Annotated in this window: 14 protein-coding genes; 6 read left to right on the forward strand and 8 right to left on the reverse strand. The window is 57.2% G+C overall.

Features of this window, described 5'->3' with window-relative positions; all coding sequences use genetic code 11:
• The first annotated feature begins 20 nt into the window (after positions 1–20).
• Together BN1137_RS02335 and BN1137_RS02340 are read left to right on the forward strand one after the other, a co-directional pair.
• Positions 21–1,157 (forward strand): zonular occludens toxin family protein, encoded by a 1,137-nt coding sequence (locus tag BN1137_RS02335; RefSeq protein WP_050717056.1) that lies wholly within the window; start codon positions 21–23, stop codon positions 1,155–1,157.
• 304 nt (positions 1,158–1,461) lie between these two features.
• A complete protein-coding gene (locus BN1137_RS02340; protein WP_050717057.1) occupies positions 1,462–2,028 on the forward strand; it encodes a helix-turn-helix transcriptional regulator in 567 nt (188 codons plus the stop codon).
• 663 nt (positions 2,029–2,691) lie between these two features.
• Here BN1137_RS02340 and BN1137_RS02345 read toward each other — a convergent pair.
• Positions 2,692–3,138 carry a winged helix-turn-helix transcriptional regulator gene (locus BN1137_RS02345; RefSeq protein ID WP_050717058.1) on the reverse strand — a complete coding sequence of 149 codons (447 nt, stop codon included), beginning with the start codon at positions 3,136–3,138 and terminating at the stop codon, positions 2,692–2,694.
• A gap of 111 nt (positions 3,139–3,249) precedes the next feature.
• Between BN1137_RS02345 and BN1137_RS02350 the strand changes: the two genes are divergently transcribed.
• From BN1137_RS02350 to fabA, 4 genes are all read left to right on the forward strand, one after another.
• Positions 3,250–4,488, forward strand: a complete 1,239-nt coding sequence (locus BN1137_RS02350; RefSeq protein ID WP_050717059.1) for an MFS transporter — start codon at positions 3,250–3,252, stop codon at positions 4,486–4,488.
• Between the two features lie 22 nt (positions 4,489–4,510).
• On the forward strand, positions 4,511–5,872 hold the full coding sequence (locus tag BN1137_RS02355; protein WP_050717060.1) for a pyridoxal phosphate-dependent decarboxylase family protein: 1,362 nt from the start codon (positions 4,511–4,513) through the stop codon (positions 5,870–5,872).
• A gap of 623 nt (positions 5,873–6,495) precedes the next feature.
• A complete protein-coding gene (locus BN1137_RS02360) occupies positions 6,496–8,472 on the forward strand; it encodes a Lon protease family protein (RefSeq protein WP_050717061.1) in 1,977 nt (658 codons plus the stop codon).
• A gap of 77 nt (positions 8,473–8,549) precedes the next feature.
• Entirely contained in the window at positions 8,550–9,110 is a 561-nt protein-coding gene (gene fabA, locus BN1137_RS02365) for a 3-hydroxyacyl-[acyl-carrier-protein] dehydratase FabA (RefSeq protein WP_050717062.1), read from the forward strand.
• Between the two features lie 179 nt (positions 9,111–9,289).
• Here fabA and rmf read toward each other — a convergent pair whose 3' ends face one another.
• The 7 genes from rmf to pyrD all read right to left on the reverse strand — a co-directional run bounded on the left by rmf (position 9,290) and on the right by pyrD (position 17,666).
• The gene (rmf, locus tag BN1137_RS21760; RefSeq protein ID WP_005315693.1) at positions 9,290–9,469 is read right to left on the reverse strand and encodes a ribosome modulation factor; all 180 of its coding nucleotides are present in this window, start codon (positions 9,467–9,469) and stop codon (positions 9,290–9,292) included.
• Between the two features lie 159 nt (positions 9,470–9,628).
• Complete coding sequence (locus tag BN1137_RS02370; RefSeq protein ID WP_050717063.1) at positions 9,629–11,290, reverse strand: DUF3466 family protein; 1,662 nt, start codon at positions 11,288–11,290, stop codon at positions 9,629–9,631.
• Between the two features lie 8 nt (positions 11,291–11,298).
• Complete coding sequence (uup, locus tag BN1137_RS02375; protein WP_050717064.1) at positions 11,299–13,209, reverse strand: ATP-binding cassette ATPase Uup; 1,911 nt, start codon at positions 13,207–13,209, stop codon at positions 11,299–11,301.
• A gap of 89 nt (positions 13,210–13,298) precedes the next feature.
• Positions 13,299–13,523 carry a glutaredoxin family protein gene (locus BN1137_RS02380; protein WP_050717065.1) on the reverse strand — a complete coding sequence of 75 codons (225 nt, stop codon included), beginning with the start codon at positions 13,521–13,523 and terminating at the stop codon, positions 13,299–13,301.
• Positions 13,523–15,700 carry a bifunctional 23S rRNA (guanine(2069)-N(7))-methyltransferase RlmK/23S rRNA (guanine(2445)-N(2))-methyltransferase RlmL gene (rlmKL, locus tag BN1137_RS02385; protein WP_050717066.1) on the reverse strand — a complete coding sequence of 726 codons (2,178 nt, stop codon included), beginning with the start codon at positions 15,698–15,700 and terminating at the stop codon, positions 13,523–13,525. Before rlmKL ends, BN1137_RS02380 begins: the two co-directional genes overlap by 1 nt.
• Positions 15,701–16,033: 333 nt before the next feature.
• A complete protein-coding gene (locus BN1137_RS02390) occupies positions 16,034–16,570 on the reverse strand; it encodes a cell division protein ZapC (protein ID WP_050717067.1) in 537 nt (178 codons plus the stop codon).
• An 85-nt stretch (positions 16,571–16,655) separates the two neighbouring features.
• Entirely contained in the window at positions 16,656–17,666 is a 1,011-nt protein-coding gene (pyrD, locus tag BN1137_RS02395) for a quinone-dependent dihydroorotate dehydrogenase (protein ID WP_050717068.1), read from the reverse strand.
• Positions 17,667–17,680 lie beyond the last annotated feature (14 nt).

Raw genomic sequence — 17,680 nt, forward strand, 5'->3', positions numbered from 1 at the left:
ATGTTAAATGGAAACGTAACATGCTGATATTTCACGAGGGATTGCCGGGCAGTGGAAAAAGCTATGAGGCGCTTGTGTCGCATATTATCCCGAGGCTCAAGGATGGCCGGACGGTTGATGCCTATATCGAGGGTCTGAACTTCGAAAAAATAGCCGAACTGTGCGAGATAACGCTTGAGGAGTGTCAGGAACGGCTCAAGCAGATCACCCGCGAGCAGGTGCTGAATATTTATGAGCACGTACGTGACAAGAGCTTGGTCATCATTGATGAGGCTCAGAACTTTTGGCCGTCTGGTCGGCAGAAGTTACCCGACCCGATCATCCAATTTGTCACCGAACACCGCCACCGTGGCCTTGATGTTGTGCTCATGGGGCAGAACCTCAACGACCTTCACAGCATGTGGCGTAACCGGATAGACAAGAAGTTTGTCTTCAAGAAGCTGGACGCGCTGGGGCAGGCCAAGCGCTACGCCTGGGCTTCCTACATGGGTTCCCTCAAGGCAGATGGTCAGCGTACTCGCATCGACTTCGAGAAGATCACCGGTGGGGTCAAGTTGTATGAACCCAAGTATTTTGGCAGCTACTCCAGCACCACCAGTGAAGACAACGAAATGGGGTCCTATCAAGACGATCGGACCAACATATTCAAGTCCGCTAAGTTCAAATATGGGATGCCGCTTGCGCTGCTGCTGTTCCTGGGCGGCTTGTATTTCAGCCTCGATATCCTGTTTAACATGAGCGAAAAGGTGGGGGCCGACGACGCTATCAAGCAGACAGAGCAACAACAGGTTGCATCTGGGCCAACATCACCAGGGCAGGGGACGCCGACACCGGCACCGCCGCCCAAGCCAAGGGTGGATGATCTGTTCACCCAGTCACTTGAGGGGTTCAAGCCTGTGCTCACGTCCCAGACGGTCGTCAATGGTGTGTTGCTCGATGCATGGATCGAGGTGTGGGATGACAAGGACAACTCCGTCATGATGTGGCGTTCGTCTGACCTGACCCAGCTCGGCTGGACGGTGGCCATGCAGACCTACGGCTTGGTTATCACCAAGGGCAAGGTCACCATGCTTATCCGTGAGCGCAACACCACGCCGTCAAACAAGCGGGATAGCATTACCGCATCGGCATCCAACGCAGTGGAAAAGGCTTTGTAGCTATTCACCCCGTCCAGGTGTGACGTGTCCCCCAAAGCGTCCCTTGGCGTATCCGCCGACTGCTTTTGCCAGTGGCCGGAGGCCCCGAGGTGCGCTGATCGCCAGCAGCTCCACCGCTGGCCTCCGCGCACCACGGTCCCCCGAGGACACTCCCACCAAAACAGTCGTCTTGTGTAGCTTTGCTCTCGGCCCGTAGCCAAAACACGGACATTCAAAAAGAATATGCAACATGATGTTGCATATCGATCCGGTCATTCTATACTCAATATATGCAACATGATGTTGCACCTTAAAGGGGTAGGGCATGGATAACTTGAACTTGAGCGCCGAGGAATTGAGGGACTTTCGCCGTGTGCTGGGGTGGTCACAACAGCGCATGGCGGATGAGCTGGACGTAGCCAGGAACACCGTCAACCGGATGGAGCAAGGCCACATGGCTATTGAGCGCCGCACCGCCTTGTCCGTGCGCTATCTGGCGTGGCATCACTCCATGATTGAGAGGATCCCCACCAAGCTTGAACCGGCTGAGGCGACCGTGCCGGTCGTTCCAGAACTTGGAGACAGCCACAAGCAGGTTGATCTGCCGCTTGCCTTTGCCGATGCGCCTGAACCCGTCAAGAAAGCCTGGGAGATATATGCTCCAGTTTTTCGGTGTCATCCTGACTTTGCCCAGTTCGAGCCTCGTTACTTCAAGGTGTTCGGGTCGCTGGATCCGGATTACTCGTATCTGTTCATGCTGCAATTGCTCGAACGTCTCCAGGTCATGGCTTTCACCCAATCTGGCCCTGTCAGCATCTTTGAAATGTTGAATTACAAAAACTTGCGTGAGTATGGTCAGAAGCTTTACAAGGCCAATCCGGCTTGGCACTGAGTCAGGTAGTCACCCGAGGCAAACGAGCGGCCGAAGGCCATGGCGAGTATAAGGCGGTTCGCTGATGTCGATTGTCGTGACGTCGGTGGGACCGCCGCAACTTCTTTGGCATGCTGCTGTGGGGCAAGCGCCGATCCTTTCCCTGCAAAACCGGCAGTTGGGGCGTTCACAATCAGATGCTGGTTGGCGCCTCAGCGCCCGAAAATGCCAAACAGGGTGTTCCATTATCTCTGACGCCGATAAACGGGGTTATCGGCATAACGTTCTGCACCGGTTGCTCCTCGATGGCGTGGCCACGATAGATTATCCCGTCACCGCGCATAATGTATATTATGTTAAATTAAATACTCTTAGTTGCTTACTTCGGGTGGTGTGTTGAGTGCATTTACTTCATCATCATTAAGTAAGTGCCCGAGACAAAAGTTTATCTACGCACTCATCCAGTTGGCAGCACTAGATCGACAGTGCCAGTCCTTTTATGGACTGTATGTTACTTTTTGCTACCGCTTTCATAGTTCGAGTCATGATCCCTTGATTGCTTTTAACTAAAACTGACCCCATTTTTTCATTCCTTAGAAAATGGACGCTCATTCCATACCTGCATTATAAAACCCCCGTATTCACCAAGAACATCCCTCCCCTAACGATGCCTTGAGCATCGTTTCATATTACCTTTTGCACTTCAGTGGCCGCCGCCGGCAACACAGAACCATCACTTGCGTATGGAATCATGCGCGGAACTGGTACTCCGGTGCGCTTATCAATCAGCACCGAATAACGTTCGCCATGCTCGAACAAATGATCTTCACCCCATTGACGCAGCGCCACCATCACGGGAAACAAGCTTTCCCCCTGCGGTGTCAGCACATATTCCTGATAAGCCGTACCGTCTGAGGCGTCCTGCATGGCAAGGATGCCCGCATCGACCAGTTTGCGCAGCCGATCGGACAGGATGTTGCGCGCAACACCCAAGCTCCGCTGAAAATCACCAAAGCGGCGCATGCCATCGAAGGCATCGCGCACTATGAGTAACGACCAGCGATCGCCGATCAGATTGAGTGAGCGCGCAACGGGACAAGGTTCATCGTTCATGGGTTTCTGGGTCGCCATGGGATCTCCTGGATGGTTAATGTTGGCAAATACGCAGTTGCATTTTAAAACTACACCATCTAGCATTCAACTAGTCTTATTTTGCAACTAGATTGAAAGGGATGTGGGATCATGAAATCGAATCTTTCCTTACCGTCATACCAAGGCGACGCACTGCTCAAGCCAGCAGGCATGCCAAGCAGCTTGGTGTGGTTGTTTGCCGTCGCCAGTGGCCTCTGCGTGGCAAACGTCTATTACGCTCAACCCCTGCTGGATGCGCTGGCACTGGATTTCGGGATCAGCTATGCCGCAGTAGGTGGCGTGATCACCGCCACCCAGGTCGGTTGCGCGCTGGCCTTGTTATTGCTGGTGCCACTCGGCGACATAATGAATCGCCGCCACCTCATGGGGATGCAGCTGCTGGCGCTGGTGAGTGCACTGGTGGCAGTAAGCATGGCCCAGTCTGCGACGGCGCTGCTGGCAGGCATGCTCGCGGTGGGCTTGCTGGGTACGGCGATGACCCAGGGGCTCATCGCCTATGCGGCGAGCGCAGCCGCCCCCCATGAGCAAGGACGGGTCGTCGGCGCAGCCCAGAGCGGCGTGTTTATCGGTCTGCTGCTCGCCCGTGTGTTTGCCGGTGGCATCAGCGATCTGGCTGGCTGGCGCGGTGTTTACCTCTGCGCCGCCATGCTGATGCTGGCTATTGCGTTGCCGCTGTGGCGCCGGCTCCCCACCCCGGCCACTACGCCTGGCTCCCTGAGTTACACAGGGCTTATCCACTCCATGCTGATGCTGCTTTTGCAGGAAAAGACGCTGCAGGTGCGCGGTGTGCTCGCGCTGCTGATGTTTGCTGCATTCAACATCTTCTGGAGCGCGCTGGTGCTGCCGCTAAGTGCCCCACCCTATGGCTTCTCCCACACCGCCATCGGCGCCTTTGGCTTGGTCGGTGTAATCGGTGCCCTGGCTGCCGCACGCGCCGGGACATGGGCTGACCGTGGGTATGCCGAGCGCACCAGTGCGCTGGCATTGATGTCGCTGCTGCTCGCCTGGTTACCGCTGTCGCTGATGGAGTGGTCACTTTGGGCTCTGGTGATTGGCATAGTGCTGCTCGATCTCGGCGGCCAGGCACTGCACGTCACCAATCAGAGCATGATTTTCCGTACTCGACCCGAAGCCCACAGCCGACTGGTCGGCCTCTATATGCTGTTCTACGCGATCGGCAGCGGGCTAGGCGCACTCGCCACCACGGCAACCTATGCACATGCGGGCTGGCAGGGCGTGTGCCTGCTGGGTACAGTGGTCAGCCTGTTGGCACTGTTGTTCTGGTGGGTGACGCGCCCGCCCCTGCCCACGGCTGTGGCTCGGCCTTAAACACAAACAAAGGGATATTCAAATGAACGAAATGGAATTACTGGCCCAAGCCGATATGCGCGGTCTTCGCTATACCGAAACCAATGGTCAGCGTCGGGTGTTTCCTTCGGACGAAGCGATTGCAGCCTTGGTGGCATTTGACGAGCCGTTGCCCGAACAAGGTTTGCCTGCCGACGACACGCTGGCGCTGCTGGATGAGGTCGGTTCACCCGCGACGACCGCGTCCAACGGTCCGCGCTACTTCGGTTTTGTCATAGGCGCGGCATTACCCGCCGCAGCGGCGGCGGAACGGCTGATATCAGCCTGGGATCAATGCGCTTCCACATTCGACAATTCACCGGTATCGGCCACCCTGGAGCGCGTGGCCAGCCGCTGGGTACTCGATGCACTGGATCTACCCCGTGATAGTGCCGTCGGTTTTGGCACCAGCGCCACGGCCTGCACCTTGACCGCGCTCGCCGTCGCTCGACGCGAGTTACTCGCACGCCTTGGATGGAATCTGGATGACCAGGGGTTAAACGGCGCGCCTGAGATCCGGGTGGTGATCTCCGAGTTGACCCACATCACGGTCAAGAAGGCATTGCGAGTGCTCGGTTTTGGGAAGCACCATATCCTCCAGGCCCCCGTCGATGGCCAAGGTCGAATCGATGCGACCCTAGTGCCGCCACTTGATGACCGTACCATTCTCTGTCTCCAAGCTGGCGAGGTGAATACCGGCGCATTCGATCCGTTCGAGCAGATCATACCCCATGCCAAAAAGGCCGGTGCCTGGGTTCATGTGGATGGCGCATTTGGCCTCTGGGCACGAGCTTCGTCACTGGCCGGCCTGACCCAGGGCATCGAGCTTGCTGATAGCTGGACAACCGACGCCCACAAATGGCTGAACACCCCCTATGACTGCGCCATGACCATCTGCCGCCACGTAGGGGCACTGGCCGAGGCAATGAACAGCGATGCGGCCTATTCCAGCGCCAGCGTGGATGCGCAGAAGAACCTCACCCTTGAGTTCTCGCGCCGGCCGCGCGGCATTCTGGTATGGGCGGCGTTGCGCAGCCTGGGACGCGATGGCATTGCCAAGCTCGTGGAGCAGCACTGCGCGCAAGCGCGCCGCATTGGCGATGGCCTGGCGCAGACAGGCTTTGACGTGCTTAACGCGGTCACCCTCAACCAGGTGCTGTTTCGCTGCACGACCGATGTGCAGACAGTGGCGGTGCGCACCGCGGTACAGCAATCCGGTGAGGCTTGGTTCGGCGGCACCGTTTGGCAAGGACGACCCGCCATGCGAGTCAGCCTATCGTCTTGGCGAACCCAAGATACGGATGTGGAGGCGCTGCTGGCCTTGCTGGTAAGGGTAAAGAGTGCGACCACCGATGTTTCTTTATGATACTAAACTGAACAAAATTATGGACTTAACCTATCCAGGCTAGCTTGGCGTCATATGTAATCTAACCCATCCAGCAGGTTGGCAAAGGTATGGTTGTTGTTGGTATACGCGCCGCGCCACATGCGGAGCGTATGCCTCAACCTATACCTCAGCCATGGTGGTGAGAGTTGCGAGGCTGCGCGACCCTCTTGTCGTGGCCTTTGTCGCCTTTACACGACTGAATCTGGTGAAAACATTGCAAGAAAAAGTCGATAAACCTGCCCAGTCCAGTAGAAACAGTAAGAAGGTTAGGCGAAACCTCAAACTGGTCATCCACAATCCTCAGTAGCCAGTCATCGAGTGAAAGCGTCGATGTATTTTATGAGCTCACCCGCCCAGCCCCGTGATAAAAATCACCCCATTTATGCTTATGATCTCAGCTCATGAAGTTGAATGGGATAAGTGTAATTTGATCTTTATTTTTTCCATTAAAATCATTTAGATAATGCCGTGAAGTGAATGAAATATCACGAAGCGAACATGTTCTAAACATAAGTTGAGTGAGGCAATCTTGTTTCCTGTTCCCACTGATCGAACTGTGTATAATGGAAACAATTGATCCTATCCCCGACCGGATGTCTTAAGTGGCTGAATTAGCATCAGAACAACTAAAACCCGCTTTTGCGATTGAGCAGTTTCCTGCGCTCAGTGAGCTCGACCCCATCCCTTTCGCAGCCCTGCAACCCAGAGCCATTTCTGGCATCAAACGGCTGGCCAGTTTCGATGGTGACTGCCCGGTCATGCTGCTCAACGGCTTCCCCGGCGCCGATTATGAGAGCGTTTGCCAGACGCTGATCGCCGCCTCCAATGGCAAAGATGGCGACCTGTTCGATCTTTGCTATACCGAGAACCTCAACAACCCGTTCAAACCTATCTGGCTGCGCCTGCAACCCGGCACCGGGTTCGAGTTTTGCGAGATGGTGGGCGAACTGCTCAAGCTGATGAGTCATCATCTGGATGCCGAGCGTCTGGTCACCAGGATCATCCGCAAACAGGAAAATGACCCCAAGATCGTGGATTTTCTCTCCGATCTGGCGGCGCACGTAGCGCAGGGACTCGAGTTCCAGCATCCCGTGCTCATCAATCTGCTGATCCATCATGAGGAGCAGCAAGCCCCGGTCATCTATGGTCGGGATCTGAACTGGGACACCCTGTTCGGCTCCATCAACTACCAGACCGAACAAGGCTCCGTCTATGCCAACCAGCACCTGCTGGAGCCGGGTCTGATGCGCGAAGCCAACGGCGGCTATCTTATCTTGCAACTCGATGAGCTGCTCGATCAGCCCCATCTCTGGTTCAAGCTCAAGAATGCCATGTTCAAGGGCGAGCTGGACTGGAATGCCTATCAGGAAGGCAAGACGCTGACTCCCTTCTTCGCCCCCGAGGCGACCCCCATTCGGCTCAAGCTGATCCTGGTAGGCGATCGCCTCGAGGTAGCCGAATTCCAGATGCTGGACCGGGACATGTCGGAGCGCATCTTCCTGCGGGCTGACCTCGTGTCCGAGGTGGATATTGAAGAAGATCTGCCGGCCTTCCTGCAATACTTGGCCTGGGTGCGAGTACGCTGGAACCTGCTGGATTTCACTCCAGCCGCCCTCCTCGCCCTCTGTCGTCATGCCAGCCGGTTGTGCGATCATCAAGAGTGGTTAGCCCTCTCCGAGGTGCAACTCAGTGCCCTCATGCGCATGGCCGATAGCCTAGCCCGCGAGATGGAGGCCGAGGCCGTCACCGATGAGCACATTCTGCTTGCCCTGGAAGAGCAGGACTATCGCCTCAACTACCTGGTGGAGCAATCCGATCAGGGGGTTATCGATGGCCAGATCCTGCTGCAGACCGATGGCGAGGAGATCGGCCAGATCAACGGTCTGTCGGTCATCCAAGTCGCCGGCCACCCCTATGATTTCGGCGAGCCCGTCCGCCTGACCGCCACCGTGCATCTGGGTGACGGCGACGTGGCGGATATCGAGCGCAAAGCCGAGCTGGCCGGTCACATCCATGCCAAGGCGATGATGATCATCCACGGTTATCTCTCCAATAAATTTGGTGCAGAGAACCCCTCGCCGCTCTCGGCCAACCTGGTATTCGAGCAGTCCTACCATGAAATCGATGGGGACAGCGCCTCCCTGACCGGTCTGTGCGCCCTGCTCTCCGCCCTCGCCCGCCAACCCATTTATCAGCACTTCGCGGTGACCGGCGCGGTCGATCAGTTTGGCAATGTGCAGGCCGTGGGCGGCGTGAACGAGAAGATCGAAGGTTTCTTCCGGGTGTGCAAGATCCACGGCATCACCGGCAAGCAAGGCATCATCCTGCCCAGCACCAATGTCCAGCAACTCAACCTCTCCGATGAGGTGATTGCCGCCGTCGAAGCAGGCCAGTTCCATATCCACCCGGTGGATCATGTGGATGAGGCCATCGAGTTGCTGACCGGGTGTGTGGCCGGTGAGCCGGATATGCCGGATACCCTATTTGGTCGCATCCAGGACAGACTGGATGAACTCAATGGCACCTCCCCCAAAAGCGGGCTGCTGCGCAGCCTGTTGGGCCGCCTATTCGGCTTGTAATAAAGAGATCGGAGTTGTTTAGCGCACAACTGTACGCTAAATTGGCCCGGCTTTGACTCATATGAAGGATAAACAGCGTGACCCTAGATAACGACAGCATTCATCCCCGCCTTTCCCTGTGTGAACAAGGCAAAGAATCCTTTACCCGTGAAGAGCTGCTTGCCTGCAGCCGCGGCGAATTGTTTGGTGAGGGGAACAGCCAGCTGCCCGCCCCCAACATGCTGATGATGGATCGCATCGTCAAGATCACCGATAACGGTGGTGAACACGGCAAAGGCGAGATCATCGCCGAGCTCGACATCACCCCGGATCTCTGGTTCTTCGGCTGCCATTTCCCAGGCGATCCGGTCATGCCAGGTTGTCTGGGTCTGGATGCCATGTGGCAGCTGGTCGGTTTCTTCCTCGGCTGGAAAGGCGGCCCGGGCAAAGGCCGGGCGCTGGGTGTGGGTGAAGTGAAATTCACAGGCCAGATCCTGCCGACCGCCAAGAAGGTCACCTACAAGATCACCTTCAAACGTGTCATCAACCGCAAGCTGGTGATGGGCATCGCCGATGGCGTGGTGGAAGTGGATGGTCGTCCCATCTACAGTGCAACCGATCTGAAAGTGGGCCTGTTCAAGGACACCACCGCATTCTAAGACTGGGTGTGTACACAGACCATGAGAAAGGGGCAACATCGTTGCCCCTTTTCTATTGAAAGTGTTTGCAGCCCTGAGCTGACGCAAGCCGTTCTTCACATCGATGACGGCTGCTTTGAAGACAACGTAAAGGGGCCATCGTGGCCCCCTTCCTTTTGTAATGAGTGATGAAGTATCGGTTACTTCATGAAGAGGCCTGAGCCTCGCCCCTCCATGGCGTCGCGCCAACCACCAAGCCAATGCCCTCTGGCATCCAGACATTGGTATGGACACGCTTCTTTTTGTTTGCCGACCACGCCAGCCTGATAACCACGAGCGCGAGCTCTTTCCAGACGGTCCCGTTTCTGTCTCTTCATCATCTACGACCCTCTTCGTGGAACAAAAAAAGCGACCAAGTTTTCACCGGTCGCTTTCATCTTTACCCCAGGGGGGGAGAAGGGTCAAACAAAAAATGTCATGCTATTTCGGCAATGTGACACAAGATGCTGAACTGCATTAACTTTTAATGACACCTCTTTTTATCGCGGGTGGCGACGCAGCCAGGCAAAGGGTACTGCCAGCAGCGTCAACCAGAACAGGCTGCCACCGCCGCCATCTTCGCCATCCTGACCAGTCTGGTTATTGGTTGGAGCATTGCTGACCACGTAACTGGCAGGCGCATTACCCTGATAATCCTTGACGGTCGGAGCCAGTTTCACCGCAACCACGGTTGCGTTGATTCGATTCTTCAGATCGCTCTCGCTGTCGTAGCGATAAGCAGTCGCAGCGACAGTGCCGTCGGCCGTGATGCCGCTCGCGAAGGCAATGTGATAGAACTTACCATTCTGGGCACACTGCTTGGCACCCGCATCATCCAGACCGCAGATCAGATCGTTGAGGTACCAGCTGTTATTTGGTGCCGCTGCGTTGAGCAGGAAGGCCTCCTGCATACGGTTGGTGCCGTTGACCACCGGCTGGGTCTGATGGCGGGAATCACGCCAGCCAACCACCATGTTGTGATCGTTGATGGCGGCGGCCTCTGAGCCTGAGCCTGAGAGCGGGTTGTCCTGCATGGGCACCACGGCCGAATTGGTCGGGGTATTCAGGTTATACAGGAACATCTCGACCGGTCGGTTCTGACCCTTGTTGATGCGATAGCGTTGGTTACCGATCACATAGCCGTTGTCGTTGACCGCCACAGCCCAGCTGTGTTGCAGCTTGGCATCGTCTTTGCCTGGCTGGCCTTCTGGCAAGGGGATGACCTGGGTGGCCCCTACTGTGCCGGCGTTCAGATCCAGGGTCCAGTAGCTGGCCAGGTTACGACCATCCAGATCACCAGAGCCGTATTCACCGGTGGAGCTGTAGCCCACGCCATAGAGTGTGCCATTCAATTCGACGGCACCGAGTGCGGAGGCGGTTTGAAGTACGGAGTCCCGTCCATTGGCATAGTTGCCCGCCTGCATCAGTTTGTTGAAGCCACCGGAGCCGTTGAGCAGCCAGAAGCTGGCCTGGGTATCAACCCCTGGGCAGTAGCGGAAATCGCCACCCTGATCGTCATTGCCTTCGAAGCAGTAACGAGAGAAGTCGCCGTTAACCACGTGATTCAGGCCGCTGGCCGCGGTCCCAGTCACCAGATACTGGCCGTTATTCAGCTTCTTGATGGCAGCCGGCACACTCAGGCTATGGGCCAAGTTTTGCGTGCTGGCGGCATCTTTGAGCTCGACAGGATTACCATCGGCCACGACCGCAAAGGCGGTGCGCACCTTGCCTGCCATCTTGTAACCGACGCGATTGGCTGGGGTATCGCCGAGAGCGGTCACCAAACCGTCGGTTTCATTGCTGACCACGTAGCCGACGTTGCTGCGCTGATCCGTGTTGGCACGGAAATCGAGGCGCCACTGGTAGGCGAAGTTGCCCGTGTTGTTGTCGTCCCAGAAGGAGTCACAAACCGAGCCGGACAGCATACAGCCTTGTTCAAACCGGAAGCGATCGACCAGGAAGTCGGCAAACTGCACGGTCGAGAAATACTCGGCCGTGTTGTTCTTGGTATTGATACCGAGGAGTCCGCTGCCATCGGTACTGATCCCGCTGGCGTAGCCCTTGACTTCGTTATCAACGATGGTGAAAAAGGAGCTCTGTGCCGCCTGTGCATTGAGGCTGGCGCCGACCAAAATGGCCAGCATGGATAATTGCTTTTTCATCTACTTCCTTAGTCTTGATGTTTCAACGCTTCCAACTCCTCCCAACGGGAGAAGGCGTGTTCCAATGCAGCCTCTGCTGCATTCAATGCATCCAGTTTGAGCTGGGTCTGATCGCTCGGCAGGGAGAAGAAACTGGGGTCGTTTACCTCCGCCTGCAGGGCATCCAGCTCGCCCTCTAACTGTTCCAGTCGGGCCGGTAGATTATCCAGCTCCAGTTGCAACTTGTAAGAGAGTTTACGTGTTTTTTTGGCCGGCTCCGCCGCTGCCGCGACAGGCTCTGCCACTTTGGGCGCTGCGGCTCTGGCTACCTGCTGCGCCTCTTGCAGGGCGCGGGTCTCCATCATGTCGGCATAACCGCCCACATAATCGCTGATCCGGCCATCCCCTTCAAACAGCCAGCAACCGGTGACCGTGTTGTCGATAAAGCGACGATCATGGCTGACCAGCAGCAGGGTACCCGGGTAATCGGCCAGCAGCTCTTCCAGTAATTCCAGCGTTTCGACATCCAGATCGTTGGTTGGTTCATCCAAAATCAACAAGTTACTGGGTTTGAGGAACAGCTTGGCCAACAGTAGACGGTTTTTCTCACCCCCTGACAAGGCCTTGACCGGGGTACGTGCCCGCTTGGGTTCAAACAGGAAGTCCTGCAGGTAGCCCAGAATGTGACGGGAGCGGCCGCGCACCATCACTTCCTGCTTGCCCTCCCCCACGTTGTCCATCACCGTCTGCTCGGGATCGAGCTGATCGCGATACTGGTCAAAATAGGCCACTTCCAGCTTGGTGCCGCCCTTGACCACACCACGGCTGGGCTCGAGTTGGCCAAGCAGCAGCTTGATGAGGGTGGATTTACCGCAGCCGTTCGGGCCAACCAGCGCAATCTTGTCGCCGCGCAGCACCTGCAAGTCCAGCCCCTGGAACAGGGTCCGATCGCCAAAGTCCAAGCCCAGCCCTTCGGTTTCGAACACCAGCTTGCCGGAGCGATTGACATCGTCCATCTGCAGCTTGGCCTTGCCCTGCAGCTCGCGGCGCTGAGAACGTTCCATCCGCATCGCCTCTAGCGCGCGCACGCGACCTTCGTTACGGGTGCGGCGCGCCTTGATGCCCTGACGAACCCACACCTCTTCCTGCGCCAGCTTGCGATCGAACTCGGCGTTTTTCAGCTCTTCGACTCGCAACCACTCCTCTTTCCCCAGCAGGTACTGATCGTAGTTGCCGGGCCAGGAGGTGATCTCGCCGCGATCCAAATCGATGATCCGGGTCGCCAGCTTGTGGATGAACTCCCGATCGTGGGAGATAAACACGATGGCACCACGGAAATCTTTCAGGAACTCTTCCAGCCAGTTGATGGCTTCGATGTCCAAATGGTTGGTCGGCTCATCGAGCAGCAGCAGATCCGGATCGCAGGCCAGGGCGCGGGCCAGGGCCACTTTACGCAGCCAGCCACCGGACAAGCTGTCGAGGGTCGCATCGGGATCCAGGTTGAGCAGGGTCAGCACCTGGCTAATGCGGGTCTCGAACTGCCAGCCATTTTGATAATCCAGCTGCTCTTGCAGTTCGCTCATCTTGCGGATGTTGGCGTCGGAAGGGTCGTGGCCCAGCTCGATGGCGATGTGGTGATACTGCTTGAGCAGCTCGCCGACCCCGGCCAGCCCTTCGGCGGTGTAGTCAAACACCGTCAGATCGCTCGAGGCGGGGGGATCCTGCTCGAGGCGGGTCACTTTCAAATCCTGCTGCTGCACCATGCGGCCGTCATCGAGCGGCAGCTCGCCGGCGATGACCTTCATCAGGGTGGACTTGCCCGCCCCGTTACGTCCCACCAGACAGAGACGTTCGCCACGTTCGATCGCCAGTTCCGCATTGTCGAGCAGCGGGAAATCACTGAACGACAAACAGGCGCCGTGCAATGTTAATAAAGCCATGTCTTTTCCTTAATTCTTCATGAAAAAGCGGGCCAGACCCGGTCTGCCCCACTCTCAATCAATGTCATGCGCGCGCCACAGTGGCCCGCTTACGCCGCCAGCCAGTGCCTGAGCTCGGCCAGGGTGAAGGGCCAGCCCAGCTCCCGGCCTGTGTCATCTCGCAGTACCGGGATGCGTACCCGGTAACGCTCAAGCCAGCTGGCATCTTCCATGATGTCGCACTGGCGGGTCCGAGTGGCCAAGCCCGCTTCTTCCAGCAGCTGCCATGCCTGTTCACACAGGTGGCAACCGTCGGTATGAAACAGGGTCAGCATCAGTCGGCTACAACCGTGTCGGCGTGGGTGATCAACCAGCAGTTGTGGATGTGCACGTTACGCTCGAAATCTTTTGGCCGGGTCTTGTTCGTGATGTTCTGGGCCTTGAGGCCCGCGGCTTCCAGACCGGCCAAGTCCATCTTGAAGTGGCGCTTGTTGTTGGAGAACACCAGGGTGCCGTCGGCTGCCAGCAGACGCTTGAGGTGCTGCAACAGCAGCAGGTGATCGCGCTGCACGTCGAAGCTCTCGTCCATCCGCTTGGAGTTGGAGAAGGTGGGCGGATCGATGAAGATGAGATCGTATTGCCCATCGGCGTCCGACAGCCACTTCAGGCAATCGGCCTGCACGAATTTGTGCTGGCGCCCCACCTGGGAGTTCAGCCGCATGTTGTCCTGCGCCCAATCCAGGTAGGTGTAGGACATGTCGACCGTGGTGGTCTCGCTGGCACCGCCGAGCGCCGCGTGCACGGTGGCACTGCCGGTGTAGGCGAACAGGTTCAGGAAACGCTTGCCCTTGGCCATCTGACCCAGCATGCGACGGGTCTGGCGGTGATCCAGGAACAGGCCGGTATCCAGGTAGTCGTAGAGGTTGACCCAGAGGCGCGCGCCGTACTCCTGCACCTCCATCCGGTGTTGCTCGGTGGAGAGCTTCTGATACTGCTGCTTGCCTTCCTGGCGCTCGCGCACCTTCAGGATCACCTTCTCGCCGTCCATGCCGGTCACCTTGATGGCGGCCTGCACCATGTCGAGCAGACGCTGACGGGTCTTCTGGGCGGGGATATCCTTAGGCGCGGCGTATTCCTGCACCACCAGGTAATCCTGATAGCGGTCGATGGCGGCGTTGTATTCCGGCAAGTCCGCATCGTAGATACGGTAGCAGTCGATGCCCTCTTTGCTGGCCCACTTCTCCAGGGTCTTGAGGTTCTTGCGCAGACGGTTGGCGAAGTCCTGGGCCACCTCTTTTTGGGATGCCACGGAGTCCAGCGCAATCTGGTAGTTGCGCAGCTGACACTCGAGCGCGCCGTTGAACAGGCGATATTGCTTGTCGGCCCGCAGGCGCAGGCAGCTGAGCAGCTCGGGCGAAGCAGACAAAATGGAGACCTTCCAGCCCTGGAAGCTGCGACGCAGGGCATCACCCAGCGCCTGGTGCACTTCCAAGAGCGCCGGGAACTCACCCAGACGCTCGCCATAGGGCGGGTTGGAGATAAGCATGCCGACTTCACGTGCCTCCCCTTCCACAACCGGCATCGGCAGCGGGTTTTCCAGCGCAGTCACATCGGCCTGCTTGAAGGTGATGAGGTGCGCCACCCCGGCGGCCTTGGCGTTGTCACGGGCCTTCATCAGCACGCGCGGATCGGCGTCACAGCCAAACAGCTTGACCTCACAGCGTTGCATGCCGCGCTTGGCACGCACCTGGGCTTCCATCATCAGGCTCTGCCACAGTTCGCTGTCGTGTTGCAGCCAGCGATCGAAACCGAAGCGCTCGCGGCGCAGGGCCGGTGCCATGTCGGCGGCGATGAAGGCCGCTTCAATCAGCAGAGTGCCGGAGCCGCACATGGGGTCCATCATCGGCTCACCGGCCCAGCCGCTGCGGGCGATCATGGCGGTCGCCAGGTTCTCTTTCAGTGGCGCCTCACCGGTGCCCTGACGATAGAAACGCTGGTGCAGGGCCGGGCCGGACAGGTCCAGCGTGATGTTGGCCTTGCCTTTGCCCAGGTGCGCCATGATGCGGATGTCCGGCGACTTCTTGTCGATGTCCGGGCGCACGTGGCCACGCTTGGTGAAGCGATCGACGATGGCATCCTTGATCTTCAAGGCGCCGTACTGGGTATTGCGAATGGCGGGGTTGGTACCGGTAAAGTCCACCGCTATGGTGGAGGAGCCGGAGAAGTGCTCTTCCCAGGGGATGGTGTGGGCGCCCAGATAGAGGTCCAGATCGTCATTCATCTGGAATTCGGACAGCACCAGCACGATGCGGGAGGCAAAGCGGCTCCACAGGCAGGCCTTGTAGCCAATGGCCAGTTCGCCTTTGAAATGGACGCCGGCGACGGTCTCACGGACCTGCTCTGCGCCCAGGGTGGTCAGCTCATCGGCCAACAGGTTTTCCAGCCCCTTGGGGCAGGTTGCAAAGAATTCTTTCATCACGCTCACGGGGATGCCATAAAAATAGTGCCGCATTATACCTTATCGGCCCGCACTCGGCATCCGAACCTTGGGCTCCACGGGAATATAAAGGGCCAGCGCTCTGCCGAGCGGCCAAGGAAAGAGCGGGATATCGCCGACATCCGGCCTGCCATCGAGGGTTATGTGCCTGCCACGCAATCTGGCAGCAGCTTTGATCTATTTTATCGACACGAGGCAGTGCAGCATGCTGCCGCATTACTCTTGATACACCGGCGGTCTATAGGGTCGCCGCGCGGTAATAGGCGGATATAGGAGATGGATATGAAAAAGGAGAAGGGATAGAAAATAAGCACCAATACAGGATCTATTTGACGATCGCGTTATCCGTCAGCTGACTTGGCGATATTGCGCCGCGGGAACGGCTCTTGGCTGCATGCGATTATTCATCACCTTGATCACCCCGAAACGGGGCAGGATCTTGCTGGTGGTCAATATCAGATCCTCGGTCAGGTTCAGACAGACACTCGCCTGCTCCCCCGCCTCGATCACCATGAAATCACCCCGGCCATGGGCGGTGTGCATGCACACCAGTGAACCGGTCTCCAGCACACATTGGGCATGTTGTTCATTAAAGAACCAGCTTTGCGGCATCAGCGGTTTATAAAAGCGGCTGACGGCGATGGCATTCAGTACCAGTTGAACCTGATGGGGTGTACTCCAATTGAGTTCGGTAATCTTGTCCATCAACTGATAATAGAGCGCGGCATCGTCCACACAGAATGGCTGGGTGGTGAAGGAGCTCGGCACCAGTTGCCGCCCTTTATATTCGGTGGCAAATATCATGCGATCGGATAAATCCAGCATCAGACGATCATCTTGGGCATCATAATGCCACTGCCAATTGTCATTCGGTTGGATACACATGAGGTTGCCCTTACTAAAGCCGTTACTCGACTTTATTCCATGTCGAGAATTTGAGCAACTTTAAATAAGGGCAAGCGGTTATTTTTTAAATATGAGTGACGATCTCTTTCACCAATGCCGGGCCCTTATAAATAAAGCCGCTGTAAATTTGGACCAAGGTGGCACCCGCTGCCAATTTCTCCCGGGCGGCCATGGCACTGTCGATGCCCCCTACCCCGATAATCGGCAGCGCGCCATCGAGGGCCTTGGCCAGCAGGCGGATCACTTCGGTGCTCTTGTGCTGCAGGGGACGCCCGCTCAGGCCGCCCGCCTCACCGGCATGGGGCAGATCATAGATCATCTCGTGATCCAGGGTGGTATTGGTGGCAATGACCCCGTCGATCCCGTTTTTGATCAAAGACGCGGCCACCTGGTTTATTTCATCCGTGCTGAGATCCGGCGCAATTTTAACAGCGAGCGGCACGTACTTCTTATATTGGGCCGCCAGCTCTTGCTGGCGCACCTTCAGCGCCGCCAACAATTCATCGAGCGCCTCACCGTATTGCAATTGACGCAGGCCCGGAGTGTTGGGGGACGAGATATTGACGGCGATATAACCGGCATGATCATAAACCTTGTCCATGCAGATCAGGTAATCATCCTTGCCCTGCTCAATGGGCGTGTCTTTGTTCTTGCCGATATTGATGCCGATGACCCCCTGATATTTGGCTTCACGAACCCGGGCCACCAGATGATCGACACCCTTGTTGTTAAATCCCATGCGGTTGATGATCCCTTCTGCCGGAATAACCCGGAACAGCCTGGGCTTGTCATTTCCGCTCTGGGGTTTAGGGGTCACAGTCCCGACTTCAATAAAGCCGAACCCCATGGCGCCAAATGCATCGATACATTCGCCGTCTTTATCCAGACCAGCGGCAAGGCCCACCGGATTGGTAAAATTAAGCCCCATGCAAGTGACGGGGCGTTTGGGCAATGCATGGCGGAAGAAACAATCGAGTGGTGTACCGAGAAGGCGGGGCAAATATTTGATGGAGAGATCGTGCGCCTGTTCTGGGTTCAGCTTGAACAGGAAATGCCTGGCGAGGGGGTACAGCATGTTTGCTCCTTAAA

The organism is Aeromonas tecta, assembly GCF_000820185.1.
In the GTDB taxonomy this organism is placed as follows: domain Bacteria; phylum Pseudomonadota; class Gammaproteobacteria; order Enterobacterales; family Aeromonadaceae; genus Aeromonas; species Aeromonas tecta.